At 59.7% G+C, this 20,021-nt stretch carries 16 protein-coding genes and 2 pseudogenes; 5 read left to right on the top strand and 13 right to left on the bottom strand.

The window, feature by feature from the left end; all coding sequences use genetic code 11:
- The first annotated feature begins 2 nt into the window (after nt 1-2).
- Together AB4N76_RS19420 and AB4N76_RS19415 are read left to right on the top strand one after the other, a co-directional pair.
- The gene (locus tag AB4N76_RS19420) at nt 3-1,238 is read left to right on the top strand and encodes a transporter associated domain-containing protein (protein WP_046029025.1); all 1,236 of its coding nucleotides are present in this window, start codon (nt 3-5) and stop codon (nt 1,236-1,238) included.
- 309 nt (nt 1,239-1,547) lie between these two features.
- Nucleotides 1,548-2,864, top strand: a complete 1,317-nt coding sequence (locus AB4N76_RS19415) for an MFS transporter (protein WP_046029023.1) — start codon at nt 1,548-1,550, stop codon at nt 2,862-2,864.
- A 119-nt stretch (nt 2,865-2,983) separates the two neighbouring features.
- On the opposite strand, the gene purT is transcribed toward AB4N76_RS19415, so the two are convergent.
- From purT to AB4N76_RS19390, 5 genes are all read right to left on the bottom strand, one after another.
- Nucleotides 2,984-4,165 carry a formate-dependent phosphoribosylglycinamide formyltransferase gene (purT, locus tag AB4N76_RS19410; RefSeq protein WP_046029021.1) on the bottom strand — a complete coding sequence of 394 codons (1,182 nt, stop codon included), beginning with the start codon at nt 4,163-4,165 and terminating at the stop codon, nt 2,984-2,986.
- Nucleotides 4,166-4,259: 94 nt separating this feature from the next.
- A complete protein-coding gene (locus AB4N76_RS19405; protein WP_008151608.1) occupies nt 4,260-4,727 on the bottom strand; it encodes a 7-cyano-7-deazaguanine/7-aminomethyl-7-deazaguanine transporter in 468 nt (155 codons plus the stop codon).
- Between the two features lie 218 nt (nt 4,728-4,945).
- Nucleotides 4,946-5,161: a DUF1289 domain-containing protein gene (locus tag AB4N76_RS19400; protein ID WP_460163406.1), complete on the bottom strand. Its 216-nt coding sequence runs from the start codon at nt 5,159-5,161 to the stop codon at nt 4,946-4,948.
- Nucleotides 5,158-5,682, bottom strand: a complete 525-nt coding sequence (locus tag AB4N76_RS19395; RefSeq protein WP_034154816.1) for a gamma carbonic anhydrase family protein — start codon at nt 5,680-5,682, stop codon at nt 5,158-5,160. Before AB4N76_RS19395 ends, AB4N76_RS19400 begins: the two co-directional genes overlap by 4 nt.
- Before the next feature lie 64 nt (nt 5,683-5,746).
- Complete coding sequence (locus tag AB4N76_RS19390; protein ID WP_007944856.1) at nt 5,747-6,346, bottom strand: CoA pyrophosphatase; 600 nt, start codon at nt 6,344-6,346, stop codon at nt 5,747-5,749.
- 146 nt (nt 6,347-6,492) lie between these two features.
- On the opposite strand from AB4N76_RS19390, the gene AB4N76_RS19385 reads away from it, so the two are divergent.
- A complete protein-coding gene (locus AB4N76_RS19385; protein WP_046029009.1) occupies nt 6,493-7,044 on the top strand; it encodes an NUDIX hydrolase in 552 nt (183 codons plus the stop codon).
- A gap of 50 nt (nt 7,045-7,094) precedes the next feature.
- Nucleotides 7,095-7,598 (top strand): L,D-transpeptidase family protein, encoded by a 504-nt coding sequence (locus AB4N76_RS19380; RefSeq protein WP_046029007.1) that lies wholly within the window; start codon nt 7,095-7,097, stop codon nt 7,596-7,598.
- 100 nt (nt 7,599-7,698) lie between these two features.
- Here AB4N76_RS19380 and AB4N76_RS19375 read toward each other — a convergent pair whose 3' ends face one another.
- Together AB4N76_RS19375 and purL are read right to left on the bottom strand one after the other, a co-directional pair.
- Entirely contained in the window at nt 7,699-8,010 is a 312-nt protein-coding gene (locus tag AB4N76_RS19375; RefSeq protein ID WP_046029005.1) for a YqfO family protein, read from the bottom strand.
- 20 nt (nt 8,011-8,030) lie between these two features.
- Nucleotides 8,031-11,927, bottom strand: coding sequence for a phosphoribosylformylglycinamidine synthase (gene purL / locus AB4N76_RS19370; protein WP_046029002.1), 3,897 nt, complete (start codon nt 11,925-11,927; stop codon nt 8,031-8,033).
- 274 nt (nt 11,928-12,201) lie between these two features.
- Here purL and mltF point away from each other — a divergent pair, with 274 nt between their 5' ends.
- A complete protein-coding gene (gene mltF / locus AB4N76_RS19365) occupies nt 12,202-13,662 on the top strand; it encodes a membrane-bound lytic murein transglycosylase MltF (RefSeq protein WP_077430822.1) in 1,461 nt (486 codons plus the stop codon).
- 133 nt (nt 13,663-13,795) lie between these two features.
- Here the strand turns inward: mltF and pdxJ are convergent.
- From pdxJ to lepA, 6 genes and pseudogenes are all read right to left on the bottom strand, one after another.
- Nucleotides 13,796-14,530: pseudogene (pdxJ, locus tag AB4N76_RS19360) on the bottom strand (pyridoxine 5'-phosphate synthase); the annotation flags it as partial.
- Nucleotides 14,531-14,578: 48 nt separating this feature from the next.
- A pseudogene (gene recO / locus AB4N76_RS19355) lies at nt 14,579-15,264 on the bottom strand (DNA repair protein RecO).
- Between the two features lie 173 nt (nt 15,265-15,437).
- On the bottom strand, nt 15,438-16,340 hold the full coding sequence (era, locus tag AB4N76_RS19350) for a GTPase Era (protein ID WP_046028999.1): 903 nt from the start codon (nt 16,338-16,340) through the stop codon (nt 15,438-15,440).
- Nucleotides 16,333-17,022, bottom strand: coding sequence for a ribonuclease III (rnc, locus tag AB4N76_RS19345; protein ID WP_017340629.1), 690 nt, complete (start codon nt 17,020-17,022; stop codon nt 16,333-16,335). The genes era and rnc overlap by 8 nt, the downstream gene beginning before the upstream one ends.
- Before the next feature lie 185 nt (nt 17,023-17,207).
- Nucleotides 17,208-18,062 carry a signal peptidase I gene (lepB, locus tag AB4N76_RS19340; RefSeq protein WP_046028998.1) on the bottom strand — a complete coding sequence of 285 codons (855 nt, stop codon included), beginning with the start codon at nt 18,060-18,062 and terminating at the stop codon, nt 17,208-17,210.
- A 5-nt stretch (nt 18,063-18,067) separates the two neighbouring features.
- A complete protein-coding gene (gene lepA, locus AB4N76_RS19335) occupies nt 18,068-19,867 on the bottom strand; it encodes a translation elongation factor 4 (RefSeq protein ID WP_460163405.1) in 1,800 nt (599 codons plus the stop codon).
- Between the last annotated feature and the right edge of the window lie 154 nt (nt 19,868-20,021).

Below are 20,021 nucleotides of genomic sequence, written 5' to 3'. Positions count from 1 at the left end.
TAATGGACGACTTGCCCATAGGGCCGATGCTCGCGGTATTGGCCCTGCTGATTTTATGGTCGGGGCTGTTTACCGCTATCGAAGTGGCACACCAGCATTTGCTGGCCCAGCGGACCGCATCGCGCTCGAGCGACAAACCGGTGGCGAAGCTGAGCTTTCCACTCAACAGCCTGATCTTCTGTAATACCCTGTGCCGCGCGCTGGTCATGGTCATCAGCACCTTGCTGGCGATCTTCACCTGGTCGGCCAATGGTCCGTGGGCTGCCTGCATCGGCGCCGGCGCCGCGCTGCTGATATTCGCTGACTACCTGCCACGCACCCTCGCCACTCGCTATCCGGACGCCGTGCTGAACCTGGGCAACACCTTGCTCGGCGCGCCCCTGAAAATCATCTACCCGCTCGCCTGGATGCTCAATGGCATCAGCCAGTTGCTGATGCGACCGTTCGCCCGCAAAGTCAAAGTGGTGCAGCAGAGCGAAGACGAAATGCCCACGGATCGCCATGACGATCAGGACCACGGCGTCTGCCGCCCGCATCCACTGTCCGGCATCCACGCGCTGGACAACATCACGGTCAACGACATTCTGGTGCCGCGCAGCGACGTCGACGGCATCAACCTCGACGACCCGATTGAAGAAATCATCGAGCAGTTGCGTCATAACAAGCGCACGCGCCTGCCGGTATTCCACAGCGATATCAACCAGGTCGAAGCCGTCCTCAACACCCGGCACATCCGTCACTTGCTAGGCGATGCAAGCTTGACCCTGGATGCGCTGATGGCGGCCAGCCACGACCCTTATTTCGTACCGGAAAGCACGCCGCTGCAGCTGCAGCTGCTGAATTTCCACAAGCAGCAGCGACGCTTGGGCATGGTGGTCGACGAGTACGGCGAAGTGCTCGGTATCGTGACCCTGGAAGACATTCTTGAAGAGATTGTCGGCGAGTTCGAAAGCCAACACAGCCTGAAGAATCCGCACATTCATCCACAGGCCGACGGGCGCCTGGTGATCGAAGGGGCGGCATCGATTCGCGAACTGAACAAGAGCCTGGGCTGGCATTTACCCAGCGATGGTCCAAAAACCCTTAACGGGTTGGTGACCGAGGCCCTGGAGACCATTCCGGACAGCGCCGTATGCCTGAAGATCGGACGCTATCGCCTGGAGATTCTGGAAACCGAAGATAACCGTGTCACGCGGGTGCTGATCTGGCATACCAGCTCAGTGCCAGCAATCCTCTAGCCTCAACCCCTGTAGCAGCTGCCGAAGGCAGCGTCCGGCTGCGCAGCAGTCGTAATACCGGACAATGCGGTGTTTCAGGGCGTCCGCGTGTACAGGGTTTACGACTGCTGCGTAGCCGGACGCAGCCTTCGGCAGCAGCTACAAGGATTTGCGCTTGTTTGATCGTTAGCAGCCTTCCTATAATCGAGTCGCTTACCCAAGCCCCGCCTTACTCCAGTGCTACCCGCACTCTGCGTTAAGCCCACATCCCTGGGTGTTCGACCATAATAACTCGCTCCACTGGGGCACATGACTGTCAGGGATAACCGCATGACGACCAGCACGACTTACACCCAAACCACACCTGCACAACCGACCAACTCCGCCACCCGCGTGGCCACCGCGAGTTTCATCGGTACCGCCATCGAGTTTTACGACTTCTACGTCTATGCCACGGCGGCCGCACTGGTGATCGGTCCGGTGTTCTTTCCGCAGACCTCCGGCACCGCGCAAATGCTGTCGGCATTCCTAACTTTCGGCATCGCCTTTCTTGCACGACCACTGGGCTCAGCGCTGTTCGGCCACTTCGGTGACCGTATCGGCCGAAAATCGACACTCGTTGCCTCGCTGCTGTTGATGGGCGTCTGCACCACGTTGATCGGCGTGTTGCCGGGCTACGACAGCATCGGTGCCTGGGCGCCGATCCTGCTTTGTGTGCTGCGCTTCGGCCAAGGCCTGGGACTGGGCGGCGAATGGGGGGGCGCGGCGTTGCTGGCGACCGAGAATGCCCCCAAGGGCAAACGCGCCTGGTTCGGCATGTTTCCGCAGCTTGGCCCTTCGATTGGCTTTCTGGCGGCGAACGGCCTGTTCCTGACACTGGCCATGACCCTGAACGACGAGCAATTCCGCTCGTGGGGCTGGCGCATTCCGTTCCTGCTCAGCGCCGCACTGGTCATGGTCGGCCTGTATGTGCGTCTCAAACTCCACGAAACCCCGGTGTTCGCCAATGCCATGGCCCGCCAGGAAAGGGTGAAGATCCCGCTGATCGAGTTGCTCAGCCAATACTGGGCGCCGATGCTGTTGGGTGCCGGCTCGATGGTCGTGTGCTACGCGCTGTTCTACATCTCGACCGTGTTTTCGCTGAGTTATGGCGTGTCGACCCTCGGCTATACCCGTGAAACCTTCCTCGCCTTGCTGTGCTTCGCAGTGCTGTTCATGGCGGCAGCCACCCCACTGTCGGCGTGGGCCAGCGACCGTTACGGACGCAAGCCAGTGCTGATCATCGGCGGTGTGCTGGCGATTCTGTCGGGGTTCTTGATGGAGCCGCTACTGACCCACGGTTCGACCTGGGGCGTGGCATTGTTCCTGTGCATCGAGCTGTTTCTGATGGGCGTGACGTTTGCGCCGATGGGTGCGCTGTTGCCTGAGCTGTTTCCGACTCACGTTCGCTACACCGGCGCATCGGCAGCGTACAACCTGGGCGGGATCGTCGGAGCCTCGGCGGCACCGTTCTTCGCACAGAAACTGGTGGCGATGGGGGGACTGAGTTATGTCGGCGGGTATGTGTCGGGGGCGGCGGTGCTGAGCTTGATTGCGGTGCTGTGCCTGAAGGAAACGCGTCACAACGATTTGAATCGGGTGGCCTGATAGTCAGTCATCGTCGGAACGCCGCCTGGAGCAAGCCCGGCGCCCACAGGAACCGCATTCTTTCTGACGGAATGCGATCTCTGTGGGAGCCGGGCTTGCCCGCGATGGCCTCGCCTCGGTTACAGCTCTACAACAACAGCCTGAGAAGCACGAGTCGCCTTGGCGCGAGCCGCTTCAATCGACTCATCACGCGCCAACGCCACACCCATCCGGCGCTGACCGTTCACTTCTGGCTTGCCAAACAAACGCAACGCCGTGTCCGGCTCGCTCAACGCAGCACCCAGGTTAGCGAAAGCGGTCTGGGTCGACTGCCCTTCCACCAGAATCACCGCAGAAGCCGAAGGACCGAACTGACGGATCAATGGGACCGGCAGGCCCAGAATTGCCCGTGCGTGCAGCGCGAACTGCGACAGGTCCTGGGAAATCAAGGTGACGAGGCCCGTGTCATGCGGACGCGGCGACACTTCGCTGAACCACACCTGATCGCCTTTGATGAACAACTCGACGCCGAAAATCCCACGACCGCCCAAGGCTTCAGTCACGGCTTTGGCAACACGCTCGGACTCAGCCAGGGCAACCGGGCTCATGGCTTGTGGCTGCCAGGATTCCTGATAGTCGCCTTTCTCCTGACGGTGACCGACTGGCGCGCAGAACGTGGTGCCGCCCACATGACGCACGGTCAGCAGGGTAATTTCGTAGTCAAAGTCGATGAACCCTTCGATGATCACCCGACCTTTGCCGGCACGACCGCCTTCTTGCGCGTAATCCCAAGCGGTCTTCACGTCATCAGCGCTACGCAGCAGGCTCTGGCCTTTACCCGACGAGCTCATGACCGGTTTGACCACACAAGGGAAACCGAGGTCTTCGACCGCTTTGCTGTAGTCCTCGAAGGTATCGGCGAAGTGGTACGGCGAAGTCGGCAGGTCCAGCTCTTCGGCGGCCAGGCGACGGATACCCTCGCGGTTCATGGTCAGCTGTGCAGCACGAGCGGTCGGGATCACGGTGAAGCCTTCGGCTTCCAGTTCGACCAGGGTGGCCGTGGCGATGGCTTCGATTTCCGGCACGATGAAGTGCGGCTTCTCGGCTTCGATCACTGCACGCAGGGCGGCGCCGTCGAGCATGTTGATCACATGGCTGCGATGGGCGACTTGCATGGCGGGTGCATTGGCGTAGCGATCCACGGCAATCACTTCAACGCCCAGGCGTTGCAGCTCGATCACCACTTCCTTGCCCAACTCACCACAGCCACACAGCAATACGCGGGTCGCGGTTGGCGACAATGGAGTTCCGATACGGGTCATCTCAGGTCCTCAAGAAGCGGATCATCGAGGGATGCGCCACGCGCTTCCCATGGGGAGAAAGCGCGGCATTTTACATGAACCAGAGGGTTTGGCTTCAGCTGACGACGGCCTGTTTGCGCAAGCGCCAGGCCATGATCAGCCACACGGCGGTCACGCCCGCGAACTTCGAGCCCATGGCCGTGAGGATCACGGCCGGGGTGAAGGCGTCGATCATGCCGAAGAAGATGAAAGTATCGAGGGGAATGCTCAGCGCCGAACTTATCCACAGGCGGTCGTGCAGCGGGCGCTTGGTGATGCTGAACACCAGCCAGTCGATGCACTCGGACACGGCAAACGCCGTGGCGCTGGCCAAGGCAATGGACGGATCGGAGGTGACATAGGACAGGACCAGCGCCGCCAGCATCGCGGCGATGGCGCCGTGACCGAAACGGGTCTGCACCATGTCGCGCAACACGAACACCAGACCACCCCAGGCCGACCAGATGATGTCCAGGTGCGGAGCGGTGGAAAAGGCGTAGTTGATCAGCACGACGCTGCTGATGTAAGCGATCAGGAAGAGCATGGGGCGTGGGGATACCTGTCAATTTGGCGCACAGATTACTTCAGCCCTGCCCAACAACCAAACCCGAACACGAACCTGTAGCAGCTGGCGCAGCCTGCGTCCGACTGCGAAGCAGTCGTAAAAACAGGCCATCGAGTCATTCAGGCAAACCTCACGCTCAGGATCTACGACTGCTACGCAGCCGAACGTCCGAACGCGGCCCGAGCCTTCGGCAGCTGCTACAGGTCCGGGGTTTTACCGATCATCCAGACCAGCCCGCTGGACTTGGCCCGTTCATGACACAACCCCAACACCGCGCGGCGCTCGTCGTTGGTCATCCGGCTCCAGCGGGTAATCTCTTCCACCGTGCGCTGGCACCCGGTGCAAATATCATCCTCGTCCAACGCGCAAATGTTCACGCAGGGCGATTGCACCGGTCGTTCAGTGGCGCTCATTCTTCCTGCTCGACCAGATCACGGGCATAGCGTTGCGAGTTATGCACATAGTGAGCGGCGCTGGCCTCCAGCATCTTTTTCTGCGGCTCAGTCAATTCCCGCACCACTTTGCCCGGCGAGCCCATGACCAGCGAGCCGTCCGGGATTTCCTTGCCTTCGCCGATCAGCGAATTGGCGCCAATGATGCAGTTTTTGCCGATTTTCGCGCCGTTGAGAATCACGGCATTAATACCGATCAAGCTGTAGTCACCCACGGTGCAACCGTGAAGCATGGCATTGTGGCCGATGGTCACGCCGGTGCCGATGGTCAGCGGGAAGCCCATGTCGGTGTGCATCACGGTGCCGTCCTGGACGTTGCTGTTCTTGCCGATCAGGATCAGTTCGTTGTCGCCGCGCAGTACGGCGTTGAACCAGACATTGGCACCCTCTTCCAGTTTGACCTTGCCCACCAGTACGGCATTGGGTGCGACCCAGCTCTGCGGGTGGGTTTCGACGCGGGCGTCGCCCAGGCGATACTTCATCTTGTTGTCCTCAAGGCCAGGCAGGCTTATGCACAGCACGGTTCACGCCATACGAACGATGGCTTCAGGTGTTGATAAAACTCTTGGGCGGTTGATGCAGGCTGATTTTCGCGTCATAGAGCAGATTGATCAACTCGACGATCATAATCGCCGTGAGGCCCCAGATTTTGTATTCGCCATACCGATAGCTCGGAACGTACCAGCTACGGCCCTGGTAATCGATGCGATGGGTGTGTTCGCGCGGGTCCTTGCGGAAAAACTCGAGCGGCACGCTAAAGACGGCGGCGATCTCGGCATCGTTGGCCCGGTACTCGACAAAATCCGGAATCACCCCGACATAGGGTGTGACCTTGATACCGTGCAGGGAGATCAGCGGGCTAAGCGGGCCGATCACTTCAACCAGACCCGGCGGCAAGCCAATTTCTTCTTCAGCCTCACGTAGCGCGGTGAAAATCAGGTCGGGGTCCTCGGGATCGCGACGACCACCGGGAAAGGCCACTTCGCCACCATGGGTCGAGAGCCCGCTGGCGCGCAGGGTCAGAACCAGTTCCGGCTCATCACTGCGAGTGATGGGCACCAGTACCGCGGCTTCCGGGAAACGCTTGTCGGTTTCCAGTGTGCGAGGGGTGTGGTTACTAACTCGATGCAGTAGCTCGTCCAGCATGAGACTTCTCGATTTATTCGCTACTTTGCATCATGCACCAATCGAACCGAGCGCCCAACCCCATAACCATTGCATGTCGCTAAACGACAACTTGCCGACAGACACCGCCGCACGCCAAGATAGGCGCAGCATTCAGGAACCCAAGCATGAAATTTTGCAGTCAGTGCGGCAACCCGGTGACCCAGCGCATTCCCGAAGGCGATTCGCGCCTGCGATTTGTCTGCGACAGCTGTCAGGCGATTCACTACCAGAACCCCAATATCGTCGCTGGCTGTGTCGCGACCTGGGGCTCGAAAGTGTTGCTGTGTCGACGTGCCATCGAGCCACGACTCGGTTACTGGACCCTTCCAGCCGGCTTCATGGAAAACGGTGAAACCATCGAGCAGGCGGCTATTCGCGAAACCGCCGAAGAAGCCTGTGCGCGGGTGCGCAACCTGAAGATCTATACGCTGATCGACGTACCCCACATCAGCCAGGTGCATGTATTCTTTCGCGCAGAGCTGGCGGACCTGGACTTTTCTGCCGGTCCGGAGAGCCTGGAGGTGCAGCTTTTCGATGAAGCCGACATCCCTTGGTCCGAGCTGGCTTTCCGCACAGTGGGCCGTACCCTAGAATGCTTCTTCGCTGACCGACGGACCGAGGTCTACCCCGTGCGTTCCGAGTCGATCCCGCCGCTCGCTCAGCCTGCCAATACTTAAAAAACACCTATAACTAAAAATAGCCGACACCTCCTAGGGATATCGTTTCAATGCGCTGGTTGCTTGCCCTGTTTTGCTTGTCGTTCGTCACGGTATCCCAGGCTTCTGCCGCGGGAACCCTGAACGGCAAAGCCATCGATAAAATTCTGGTCATCAAGTCCACCCACCAATTGCAATTGATCAATGACGGCCAGCCGCTCAAGACCTATCGCATTTCCCTGGGTAAACGCCCCAAGGGACCGAAGCTGATGGAGGGCGACAAACGCACCCCGGAAGGCTTCTACTGGGTGGATTGGCGCAAGACCAGCGACAATTTCAACCTGGCGATGCACATCTCCTACCCGAACATCAGCGACTCTGCGCGCGCTCGACGCGAAGGCGTCGCACCGGGTGGCATGATCATGATCCACGGAACTCCAGACACTGAAGACACCCCTGAAGACCTGTTCCACACCCTGGACTGGACCGACGGCTGCATTGCCATGCGCAACATGGACATGCGTGAAGTCTGGAACCTGGTGCCGGACGGCACGATGATCGAAATCCGCCCGTAATCCGTACCCTCAGTAGAAGCGCTGCATCCATCAATTCGCAGACAATAAAAAACCCGCTGAAATCGCTTTCAGCGGGTTTTTCGTTTAAGCGCTTGAAGGATCAGAAATCCTCCAGCCGCCACACCTCATAAGCCGGCGTCTCGTAGGGATGGCTCTCTTTCAGCGCCAACACCACCGCCCGAATCAACTCATCGCTGACCACCAGCTCAACCTTCCATTCCTCAACCTGCTCGACCTGCCCCGCTTCGCCAATGAACGGCTGACTACCATCCAACGGGCGAAACTGGCCGAGGCCGAGCACTTGCCAGGCGCAATGGTCGTAAGCGCCGATCCGTCCGCCACCGGCGGCGAATACGGCACTCTTCACGTCTTCGACGTGACTGGCTGGAACAAAAAAACTGAGTTTGTACACAGCTGTCAGTTAACCCGCTTTTAGTTTACCCAGACCCGAGCGTTACGGAACATACGCATCCAAGGTGCGTCTTCGTTCCAGTCTTCCGAACGCCACGAGTTCTGCACGGCGCGGAACACACGTTCCGGGTGCGGCATCATGATCGTTACGCGACCGTCGCGGCTGGTCAAACCGGTGATCCCGCGCGGCGAGCCGTTCGGGTTGGCCGGGTATTTTTCGGTGACCTTGCCGTGGTTGTCGACGAAACGCATCGCCACGCAACCCGACAGATCGGCTTCCAGCAGTGCTTCTTCGCTGGCGAACTCGGCATGGCCTTCGCCGTGAGCGATGGCGATCGGCATGCGCGAACCGGCCATGCCTTGCAGGAAGATCGAGTTCGACTCCTGGACCTGAACCATGGCCACGCGTGCTTCGAACTGCTCGGAGCGGTTACGCACGAAGTGCGGCCAGAACTCGCTGCCCGGGATCAGTTCGTGCAGGTTGGACATCATCTGGCAACCGTTGCACACGCCGAGGGTGAAGCTGTCGGTACGTTCGAAGAAACCCTGGAACGCATCGCGAGCACGGCTGTTGAACAGTGCGGACTTGGCCCAGCCTTCGCCGGCGCCGAGTACGTCGCCGTAGGAGAAACCACCGCACGCCACCAGACCTTTGAACTCGTTCAGGTCGACACGGCCGGCCAGAATGTCGCTCATGTGCACGTCGATCGCGTTGAAACCTGCGCGGTCGAACGCGGCCGCCATTTCCACCTGACCGTTGACGCCCTGCTCACGCAGCACGGCAACCTGTGGGCGGATGCCTTTCTTGATGTAAGGCGCGGCGACGTCCTGGTTGACGTCGAAGCTGAGCTTGACGCTCAGGCCCGGGTTTTCTTCTTCCAGCAGCACGTCGAACTCTTGCTCGGCGCAGTCGGCGTTATCACGCAGACGCTGGATCTGGTAGCTGGTTTCGGCCCACTGACGTTGCAGCAGACGACGCTGACCTTCGAACACGGTGTCGCCGTTGAAGGTGATGCTGATCTGGCCGTTGTTCATCGGCTGACCGATCACCGACACGCAGTCGCCCAAGCCAGCCGCGCTGAACTGCGCAAGGATGTCCGGGGTCGAGTCCTGACGAACCTGAATCACAGCGCCCAGCTCTTCGTTGAACAGGATCGCCGCGATGTCGGCGGAAGTTTCCGCCAGGCCGTCGAGGTTCAGGCTCAGGCCGCAGTGGCCGGCGAAGGCCATTTCCACCACGCTGGTCAGCAGACCACCGTCGGAACGGTCGTGGTAAGCCAGCAGGTGACCGTCGGCGTTGAGGCCCTGGATCACGGCGAAGAAGGCCTTGAGGTCTTCGGCATCGTCCACGTCCGGCGCTTGCGAACCGAGCTTGCCGTGAACCTGAGCCAGGATCGAGGCGCCCATGCGGTTCTGGCCACGGCCCAGATCGATCAGGATCAGGTCAGTGGTGCCCTTGTTCATGCGCAGTTCCGGCGTCAGGGTCTGACGGATGTCAGCCACAGGCGCGAAACCGGTCACGATCAGGGACATTGGCGAGGTCACGGTCTTGTCGACGCCTTCATCGCTCCAGCGTGTGGCCATGGACATGGAGTCCTTGCCCACCGGAATGGTGATGCCCAGCTCAGGGCACAGTTCCATGCCGACCGCTTTCACGGTGTCGTACAGACGCGCGTCTTCGCCCGGGTGACCGGCAGCGGACATCCAGTTGGCCGACAGTTTGATGTCGGAAATCTTGTTGATGCGCGAAGCCGCGATGTTGGTCAGGGTTTCGCCAATGGCCATGCGGCCCGACGCCGGAGCGTTCAGCAATGCCAGCGGAGTACGCTCGCCCATCGCCATGGCTTCACCGGTGTAAACGTCGAAGCTGGTGGCGGTGACGGCAACGTCAGCCACCGGAACCTGCCACGGGCCAACCATCTGGTCACGGGCCACAAGGCCGGTGATGGTGCGGTCGCCGATGGTGATCAGGAAGCTTTTGCTCGCCACGGCCGGGTGATGCAGAACGCGCTCGACGCAGTCGGCAATCGCCAGCGTCGACGGATCGAAGTCATCGCCCAGTTCGCTTTCGCGAACGGCCGAGCGGTGCATGCGCGGCGCTTTGCCCAGCAACACTTCCAGTGGCATGTCCACCGGGCTGTTGCCGAAGTGGCTATCCGTGACAGTCAGTTGCGGTTCGGCAGTGGCTTCGCCGACGACGGCGAACGGGCAACGCTCGCGTTCGCAGATCGCTTTGAAACGCTCGAAGTCAGCCGGGCCGACTGCCAGAACGTAGCGCTCCTGGGATTCGTTACTCCAGATTTCGTGCGGGGCCATGCCCGGCTCGTCGTTTGGAATGTTGCGCAATTCGAAACGGCCACCACGGTCGCCGTCGTTGACCAGTTCCGGGAAGGCGTTGGACAGACCGCCTGCGCCCACGTCGTGGATGAAGCTGATCGGGTTCTTGTCACCCAACTGCCAGCAACGGTCGATCACTTCCTGGCAACGGCGCTCCATCTCAGGGTTTTCGCGCTGTACGGAAGCGAAGTCCAGGTCAGCCGAGCTGGTGCCCGTGGCCATGGAGGAAGCAGCGCCGCCGCCCAGGCCGATCAGCATTGCCGGGCCACCCAGCACGATCAGCTTGGAGCCAACGATGATTTCGCCTTTCTGCACGTGTTCGGCACGGATGTTACCCATGCCGCCGGCCAGCATGATCGGCTTGTGGTAACCGCGAACTTCGTCGCCACGCGGGGTGGTGATCGATTGTTCGAAGGTACGGAAGTAACCGGTGAGGGCCGGACGACCGAATTCGTTGTTGAACGCGGCGCCACCCAGTGGGCCTTCGATCATGATGTCCAGCGCGGTCACGATGCGCTCAGGCTTGCCGTATGGCACTTCCCACGGCTGTTCGAAACCCGGGATTTGCAGGTTGGACACGGTGAAACCGGTCAGGCCAGCCTTTGGCTTGGCACCACGGCCGGTCGCGCCTTCGTCACGAATCTCGCCGCCACTGCCGGTGGATGCGCCCGGGAACGGGGCAATCGCAGTCGGGTGGTTGTGAGTTTCGACTTTCATCAGGATGTGCACCGGTTCCTGCACCGCGCCGTACTGGCGGGTTTCAGGGTCCGGGAAGAAACGGCCGGCAACGTTACCGACGATCACCGAAGCGTTGTCCTTATAAGCCGACAGAACGCCTTCGCTGTGCATCTGGTAAGTGTTCTTGATCATGCCGAACAGGCTTTTTTCCTGGCTCTGACCGTCGATGTCCCAACTGGCGTTGAAAATCTTGTGACGGCAGTGCTCGGAGTTCGCCTGGGCGAACATCATCAGTTCGATGTCATGCGGGTTGCGCTTCAAGCCGACGAAGGCGTTGACCAGGTAGTCGATTTCGTCTTCGGCCAGGGCCAGGCCCAGCTCGGTGTTGGCTTTTTCCAGCGCGGCGCGACCGCCACCCAGCACGTCGATCGCTGTCAGCGGTTTCGGTTCGGCGTGGCTGAACAGGCCGGCGGCTTGTTCAAGGTTGGCCAGAACGATTTGCGTCATGCGGTCGTGCAGGGCATCACTGATCAGTTGGGCCTGGGCGTCGCTGAATTGGCCGGCGACGTAGAACGCGATACCGCGCTCCAGACGCTGGATCTTGCCCAGGCCACAGTTGCGGGCGATGTCGCTCGCTTTACTGGACCATGGCGAGATGGTGCCGAAACGCGGCAACACCAGGAACAGACGACCGGTCGGCTCTTGTACCGGAACACTTGGGCCGTACTTCAGAAGGCGCGCGAGCACCTGCTGTTCGTCGCCGGTCAGGACGCCGGTAACTTCGGCGAAGTGAGCGAATTCAGCATACAAGCCGCTGACAGCCGGGACCTTCTGGCTCAGTTGCTCAAGGAGTTTGCTGTGGCGAAAGGCAGAAAGGGCAGGAGCGCCGCGCAGGATCAACATCTTCGGGACAGCCTCGGGAAGGGGTGTGCTTTGAGGCCGTGCATTCTAGCCTAAACCGCCCGCGACATCACCCGAAACGGTACGGGTGGCTGCACCCGGGTGTCGGACCGTAGATCCGGGTCTGCAAATGGCGCTTAAAAAGGGTTATTTTTTCTGTCACAAAATGCGCTGCGGACCCATTCCTGCGGGCTCTGGAGCCGTTTTCAATTGCCTAGCAGACAAGCCCTTCGCTGTCGAGATATGGCGGCCGTGGTCCTTTGCGTATACTGCGCAGATGTTTTCCCCAATGGCTTTGCGTCCGCGGTACGCCAAATGGCTGATCGCAACCGGACTCTTCCTGGTGCTCAGTGGATGTGTTGATAAACCCAACACGCTGGAGCGCGTAAAGGAGGATGGCGTGCTGCGGGTGGTTACCCGAAACAGTCCCGCCACCTACTTCCAGGATCGCAACGGTGAAACCGGCTTCGAATACGAGCTGGTGAAGCGCTTCGCCGACGATCTGGGGGTGGAGCTCAAGATCGAGACCGCCGACAACCTCGACGACCTGTTCAATCAGGTGGGCACGCCTAACGGCCCGGTGTTGGCGGCTGCCGGCCTGGTCAGCAGCGAGGCACGCAAAAAGCAGGTCAGGTTTTCCCACTCTTACCTGGAGGTCACCCCACAGGTCATCTACCGCAACGGTCAGTCACGGCCAACTGATGCGGGTGATCTGGTCGGCAAGAAGATCATGGTGCTCAAGGGCAGCACCCACGCCGAGCAGCTGGCTGCGCTTAAACAGAAATATCCCGGCATTGAATACGAAGAGTCCGACGCGGTTGAAGTGGTCGACCTGTTGCGCATGGTCGATGAAGGTCAAATCGACCTGACGCTGGTCGACTCCAATGAAGTGGCGATGAACCAGGTGTACTTCACCAACATTCGCGTCGCCTTCGACCTCGGCGACGCCAGCAACCAGAGCTGGGCGGTGGCCGCCGGCGAAGACAACAGCCTGCTCAACGAGATCAACGCCTACCTCGACAAGGTGCAGAAAAACGGCACCCTGCAACGCCTGAAAGACCGCTACTACGGGCATGTCGATGTACTCGGCTACATGGGCGCCACTACGTTCGCCCAACACCTGCAACAGCGGTTGCCCAAGTACGAGCAGCACTTCAAGGCATACGCCAAGAAAGAAAAAGTCGACTGGCGCCTGCTGGCGGCGATCGGCTATCAGGAATCGTTGTGGCAACCGGCAGTCACATCCAAGACCGGCGTGCGCGGCCTGATGATGCTGACCCAGAACACCGCGCAAGCCATGGGCGTGTCCAACCGCCTGGACCCCAAGCAAAGCATCATGGGCGGCGCCAAGTACCTGGCCTACATGAAGGATCAACTGGACGAGTCGATTCAGGAACCAGACCGCACATGGTTTGCCCTCGCGGCCTATAACGTTGGCAGCGGTCACCTGGATGACGCGCGCAAACTGGCGGCGAAGGAAGGGCTGAACCCGGACAAGTGGCTGGACGTGAAGAAAATCCTGCCACGCCTGTCAGAGAAGAAGTGGTACAGCAAAACCCGTTACGGCTACGCCCGTGGCGGCGAGCCGGTGCATTTCGTGGCGAACATCCGTCGTTACTACGACATCCTGACTTGGGTCACGCAGCCTCAGCTTGAAGGTGACCAAGTGGCTGAGGGCAAACTGCTTGTGCCTGGGATCGACAAGACCAAGCCTGCTCAAGAGCCTGCGCCGCTTTAACTATCACCAAAATACAATGTGGGAGCGGGCTTGCCCGCGATAGCAGAGTGTCAGTTAACGATTCTATTGACTGACACGACGCCATCGCGGGCAAGCCCGCTCCCACAGGGTTTTGTGTTTGCTCTTTAAGCTTTGCGGCGGCCAGGATCAACGCTTTCATCTCCGACACCGCCGACTTGAAGCCGACGAACAACGCATGCGCCACGAGCGCGTGGCCGATGTTCAGCTCATTGATGCCTTTGATTGCCGCCACCGCTTCCACGTTGTGGTAGTGCAGACCGTGCCCGGCGTTGACGATCAAACCCTGAGCCAGGCCAAACGCGACACCGTCAGCCACACGCTTGAGTTCCTCAGCCACATCCGTCGGCGTCTCGGCATCGGCGTAACGACCGGTGTGCAGTTCGATGGCGGGGGCACCGACGCGGCGTGAAGCTTCGATCTGCCGCTCATCAGCGTCGATGAACAGCGACACCTCACAGCCAATCTTGGACAGGCGATCGACGGCCGCTTTAATTCGCGCTTCCTGCCCTGCTACGTCGAGGCCACCTTCGGTGGTCAGTTCCTGACGAGTTTCCGGGACCAGGCAAATGTGCGCCGGACGGATGCGCTCGGCGAACACCATCATTTCTTCGGTGACGCCCATTTCGAAGTTCATGCGGGTTTGCAGAACGTCCTTGAGCACCAGAACGTCGCGCTCCTGGATGTGCCGACGGTCTTCGCGCAAATGCACGGTGATACCGTCAGCGCCCGCCTCCTCCGCATCCAGCGCTGCCTTGACCGGGTCCGGATAGCGAGTACCCCGAGCCTGACGCAGGGTGGCAACATGGTCGATGTTCACGCCAAGAAGAATGCGATTGCTGGTGGTCACGGAAGCGCTCCTGAAGAAGGGAAATTCGGTGCACAGCATACGGGGAGACTACGGCTTGCGAAACAACTCGCGACTGACCAGCGGACGACCGCCCAGATGGACAGCAAGCGCCTGACGCATCAAACGCTTGGCCGCTGACAGTGCGCCGGGGGCGGACCAGTCGGCGTCGGCCATGGCCAGCAGTTCGGTGCCATTGAACAGACCGGGTTGCAGCAGGTAGACCCGTTCCAGGCCCGCGTCCACCTGCAGACGGTAGAGCCCGTCCGGGGCAATAGGCTCGCCATGGAGGTCAGTGGTCAGTGCAAAACCGTAACCGAGATCGTCCAGCAAGCGCCATTCGAAGGAGCGCAACAACGGCTCCAGCGGACGACCCTCCGCTAACGCCAGCAACGTCGCAGCATAGTGATCGAACACAGCGGGATGAGGGTCTTCGGCGGGCAGCAGACGAATCAATAGCTCATTGAGATAGAGGCCACTGAACAGCGCCTCGCCATTGAGCCAGGTCGATACACCGGCGCTTTCCATGCGACCGACATTCTTCAACTCCCCCTCCCACGGAACTCGACCTCCAGCGGCACGAATGGCCGCGCCAACGTCCCGGCCTTGCCCCGCGCACTGCGCAACACCGCCCGCAGCCGACCTTGCGGCGTGAGGAAATCCACCAACGCACTGCTTTCGCGGTAGGCGCGGGAGTGGAGAACGTAGGCGAGTTGGCCGATGGGAGGGTGTGACATGGACGTCAGGGTTCTCTGTGAGCGAGCGCAATTTTACAAACAACCAAAACCAATGTGGGAGCGGGCTTGCCCGCGATGGCGGACTCACATTCAACATCTCTGCCGAACATTACATCCTCATCGCGGGCAAGCCCGCTCCCACAAGGTTCTACGGTGTCTCAGCAACCGAGACGTTACAGGTCGCCGTAACCCAACGAACGCAACGCGCGCTCGTCATCGGACCAGCCGCCTTTCACTTTGACCCAGAGGTTGAGCATGATCTTGGAGTCGAACAACAGTTCCATGTCCTTGCGCGCCTCGGTGCCGATGCGCTTGATGCGCTCGCCCTTGTCACCAATGATGATTTTCTTCTGGCCGTCACGCTCAACGAGGATCAAGGCATGAATGTGCAGGGTCTTGCCCTGCTGCTTGAACTCTTCGATTTCGACGGTGATCTGGTACGGCAGCTCGGCACCCATCTGGCGCATGATCTTCTCGCGCACCAGTTCTGCGGCGAGGAAACGGCTGCTGCGGTCAGTGATCTGGTCCTCCGGGAAGAAGTGATCGTTTTCCGGCAGATGCTCGGCGATCACGCGCTCCAGCGTTTCAAGGTTGTGCCCGTGCTGGGCCGAGATCGGCATGATCTGCGCGTTCGGCAGCTGTTCCTGCAACCAGGTCAGGTGCGGCATCAACTCGGACTTGTCTTCGATACGGTCGGTCTTGTTCAGCGCCACGATCAGCGGGCCGGTCACGTATTGGACGCGCTCGAGGACCATCTGGTCTTCGTCGGTCCACTTGGTGCGGTCAACCACGAAGATCACCACGTCGACGTCTTTCAACGCCGCCGAAGCGGTCTTGTTCATGTAGCGGTTCAGCGCCTTTTCGCCGCCCTTGTGCATGCCCGGGGTATCGACGTAGATCGCCTGCACGGCACCTTCGGTCTTGATCCCCAGCATGTTGTGACGGGTGGTTTGCGGCTTGCGCGAGGTGATTGCCAGCTTCTGACCCAGGATGTGGTTCAGCAGCGTGGACTTGCCCACGTTGGGACGGCCGACGATGGCAACATAGCCACAGCGAGTTGCGGTTGTATCAGTCATTGCCATTCTCCACACCCAGGGCAATCAGTGCTGCGGCGGCCGCTACCTGTTCGGCAATACGACGACTCACACCCTGACCTCGGCTTTTTTCGTTCAGTAAGGTGATTTCGCATTCGACGAAGAACGTCCGGCAATGCGGTTCACCCTGGATATCCACCACTTCGTAACGCGGCAGCTCACAGCCACGCGATTGCAGGAATTCCTGCAGGCGGGTCTTTGGATCTTTGTTGGTGTCGACCAGCGTCAAGCCCTCGAACTCCCCGGCCAGCCAGGCCAGTACGCGCTCACGCGCCACGTCCATGCCGGCGTCCAGGTAGATCGCACCAATCAGCGCTTCCAGGGCATCGGCCAGAATCGACTCGCGACGGAAACCGCCACTTTTCAACTCACCGGAACCCAGGCGCAGGTATTCACCCAGATCAAAACCACGGGCCAGTACGGCCAGGGTCTCACCTTTCACCAAGCGTGCGCGCAAACGCGACAGCTGGCCTTCGCGGGCCAGCGGGAAGCGATCGAACAGCGCCTCGCCTGCGACGAAGTTGAGGATGGCATCACCGAGGAATTCCAGGCGTTCGTTGTTGCGCCCGGCAAAGCTGCGGTGAGTCAGGGCCAGGACCATCAGTTCCTGATCCTTGAAGGTGTAGCCGAGCTGACGCTCTAGACGGCTTAAGGAGACGCTCACGGTTTACCCACGCTGAGTTCGTGGTTGGATTCCACCGCCATCGCCGAGAGTCGACGCAGGCCTGGGACAATTAACGCTGTGTTCAAAAATAACGTCCTGAATATCATTGGCTTCATGCTTCCGGCCCCGAAATCTATCGGTTCCAAAAATGCATTCGGCGCTGTGTTCAACAGCGCCGTGTGTGATTACTTGATCAGGCCAACCCGCGAAAAATTCGGCAGGTGACTGAGTTTAGGTTCCGGCCAGCTCATCCAGACTGCGAAGGCCTTGCCGACGATATTCTTGTCGGGAACCATGCCCAGCAGATCCTTGGGAATAGTTGGATCATCCCAATAGCGACTGTCATTGGAGTTGTCGCGGTTGTCACCCATCATGAAGTAGTGCCCGGCAGGCACGGTCCACGAATGGTCCGGTGTTGCGCGATAGCGGCTCATTTCCTTGCGGATCAGGTGCTCGGCAACGCCGAGTTTTTCCTTATAGAGCTCAGCGCTACCCAGCGTTCCCGGCTCGGAGCCGACCATTTGTTCGGCAATCGATTCGCCGTTGACGAACAGACGCTTGTCAGCAGTGTAGCGAATCTTGTCACCCGGCAGGCCCACTACACGCTTGATGTAGTTGACGTTCGGATCGCTCGGGTAACGGAACACCATCACATCGCCGCGCTGTGGATCACCGACTTCGATGACTTTCTTGTCGATCACCGGCAGGCGGATCCCGTAAGAAAACTTGTTCACCAGAATGAAGTCGCCAACGTCCAGGGTCGGTTTCATCGAGCCGGAAGGAATCTGGAACGGCTCCACCAGGAACGAACGCAGGACCAGCACGATGAACAACACCGGGAAGAACGACTTGCCGTATTCGACCAGCATCGGCTCTTTGTTCAGTTTCTCGACCACCTGCACATCAGGCTGGCTGACGCTACCCTGATAGGAGGCAATGGCGGCACGCCGACGCGGGGCCAGCAAAACCAGATCAAGCAACGCCAACAAGCCGCAGACGAACACGGCGATGACCAGCAACAGCGGGAAATTTAGTGACATAGGACCTAACTATCCAACCTGAGCACTGCAAGGAAGGCTTCTTGTGGAATTTCCACGTTGCCGACTTGCTTCATGCGTTTTTTACCGGCCTTTTGCTTTTCCAGCAGCTTTTTCTTACGGCTGACGTCACCACCGTAGCATTTGGCCAATACGTTCTTTCTCAGCGCCTTGACGGTTGTCCGCGCCACAATCTGCCCGCCAATGGCGGCCTGGATTGCCACGTCGAACATCTGCCGAGGAATCAGTTCCTTCATCTTCTCGGTCAACTGGCGACCTTTGTAGTGCGAGTTGTCACGGTGCACGATCAGCGCCAGGGCGTCGACCTTGTCACCGTTGATCAGCACATCCAGTTTCACCAGGCTGGCCGATTGATAACGATCGAAATGGTAGTCCAGCGAAGCATAGCCGCGACTGGTGGACTTCAGACGGTCGAAGAAGTCCAGCACCACTTCGTTCATCGGCAGGTCGTAGGTCACTTGTACCTGGGAGCCGAGGAACAGCATGTCGACCTGTACGCCGCGTTTCTCGATGCACAGGGTAATGACGTTGCCCAGGTGCTCTTGCGGCACAAGAATATTGGCCCGCACGATCGGTTCGCGCATGTCTTCAATCGAGGACAGGTCCGGGAGTTTCGACGGGTTATCGACGTAGATCGTCTCGCCGGTCTTGAGCAGCAGCTCGAAGATTACCGTCGGCGCCGTGGTGATCAGGTCCAGGTTGTACTCGCGCTCCAGGCGCTCCTGGATGATTTCCATGTGCAGCATGCCGAGGAACCCGCAACGGAAACCGAAGCCCAGAGCATCAGAACTTTCCGGGGTGTACTGCAGGGACGAGTCGTTGAGCGTGAGCTTTTGCAGGGCTTCACGGAAATCTTCGAAGTCGTCGGAGCTGACCGGGAACAGACCGGCGTAAACCTGCGGCTGGATACGTTCGAAGCCTGGTAGTACATCAACGTCCGGCGTCGAGCTCAAGGTCAGGGTGTCGCCCACTGGCGCGCCGTGAATGTCCTTGATGCTGGCGATGATGAAGCCCACTTCACCGGCCTTCAGGTCAACGGTAGGGGTGTGTTTCGGGTTGAATACACCGACGCTGTCCACCAGGTGGATCTTGCCGGTGGATTTGACCAGGATCTTGTCGCCCTTCTTCACACGCCCGTGGCGCACGCGTACCAGGGAAACAACGCCCAGGTAGTTGTCGAACCAGGAATCGATGATCAACGCTTGCAGCGGATCTTCGTAGTTGCCAGTCGGCGCAGGAATGGTGGCGACCAGACGCTCGAGCACTTCGTCGACGCCCAGACCGGTCTTGGCCGAGCACTCGACCGCATCGGTAGCGTCGATGCCAATGATTTTTTCGATTTCTTCTTTAACGCGATCCGGATCGGCCTGCGGCAGGTCGATCTTGTTCAGGACTGGCATGACTTCCAGGCCCTGCTCGATCGCCGTGTAGCAGTTGGCAACCGACTGCGCTTCAACGCCCTGACCGGCATCGACCACCAGCAATGCACCTTCACAGGCCGCCAGCGACCGGCTGACTTCGTAGGTGAAGTCAACGTGGCCGGGGGTGTCAATGAAGTTCAGCTGATACTTGATGCCATCGCGAGCGGTGTAATAAAGGGTAACGCTATGGGCCTTGATGGTGATCCCGCGTTCACGTTCCAGGTCCATGGAGTCCAGCACCTGGGCCTCCATTTCGCGCTCGGCAAGGCCACCGCACATTTGAATGAAGCGGTCGGCCAGCGTCGACTTGCCATGGTCAATGTGGGCGATGATGGAGAAATTGCGGATATGACTCAAATCACTCACGGATCAACACTCAAAAAGGCTGCAGGCATAGCCCGCCGAAAAATAGCCGGGAATTGTACCTGATCCACGGTGCAAGCGTCACGTTCACAGGTCAGACGGCAGGTAACAAAAACGCCCCGGTCTTGCGACAGGGGCGTTTCTTCATGACAGGCAA

It is taken from the genome of Pseudomonas sp. S2_F03, assembly GCF_054668335.1.
Note: the sequence above shows the minus strand (reverse complement) of the source record. Positions and strands in the feature narration are given on the sequence as shown.

What these genes read in the sequence shown, in the direction of transcription:
- AB4N76_RS19395 (WP_034154816.1), bottom strand. Translation starts at nt 5,682, where the DNA reads ATGAAGTATCGCCTGGGCGACGCCCGCGTCGAAACCCACCCGCAGAGC.
- AB4N76_RS19405 (WP_008151608.1), bottom strand. Translation starts at nt 4,727, where the DNA reads ATGCTCTTCCTGATCGCTTACATCAGCAGCGTCGTGCTGATCAACTAC.
- AB4N76_RS19420 (WP_046029025.1), top strand. Translation starts at nt 3, where the DNA reads ATGGACGACTTGCCCATAGGGCCGATGCTCGCGGTATTGGCCCTGCTG.
- lepB (WP_046028998.1), bottom strand. Translation starts at nt 18,062, where the DNA reads ATGTCACTAAATTTCCCGCTGTTGCTGGTCATCGCCGTGTTCGTCTGC.
- AB4N76_RS19400 (WP_460163406.1), bottom strand. Translation starts at nt 5,161, where the DNA reads ATGAGCGCCACTGAACGACCGGTGCAATCGCCCTGCGTGAACATTTGC.
- era (WP_046028999.1), bottom strand. Translation starts at nt 16,340, where the DNA reads ATGACTGATACAACCGCAACTCGCTGTGGCTATGTTGCCATCGTCGGC.
- AB4N76_RS19415 (WP_046029023.1), top strand. Translation starts at nt 1,548, where the DNA reads ATGACGACCAGCACGACTTACACCCAAACCACACCTGCACAACCGACC.
- AB4N76_RS19380 (WP_046029007.1), top strand. Translation starts at nt 7,095, where the DNA reads ATGCGCTGGTTGCTTGCCCTGTTTTGCTTGTCGTTCGTCACGGTATCC.
- mltF (WP_077430822.1), top strand. Translation starts at nt 12,202, where the DNA reads ATGTTTTCCCCAATGGCTTTGCGTCCGCGGTACGCCAAATGGCTGATC.
- purT (WP_046029021.1), bottom strand. Translation starts at nt 4,165, where the DNA reads ATGACCCGTATCGGAACTCCATTGTCGCCAACCGCGACCCGCGTATTG.
- AB4N76_RS19390 (WP_007944856.1), bottom strand. Translation starts at nt 6,346, where the DNA reads ATGCTGGACGAGCTACTGCATCGAGTTAGTAACCACACCCCTCGCACA.
- AB4N76_RS19385 (WP_046029009.1), top strand. Translation starts at nt 6,493, where the DNA reads ATGAAATTTTGCAGTCAGTGCGGCAACCCGGTGACCCAGCGCATTCCC.
- purL (WP_046029002.1), bottom strand. Translation starts at nt 11,927, where the DNA reads ATGTTGATCCTGCGCGGCGCTCCTGCCCTTTCTGCCTTTCGCCACAGC.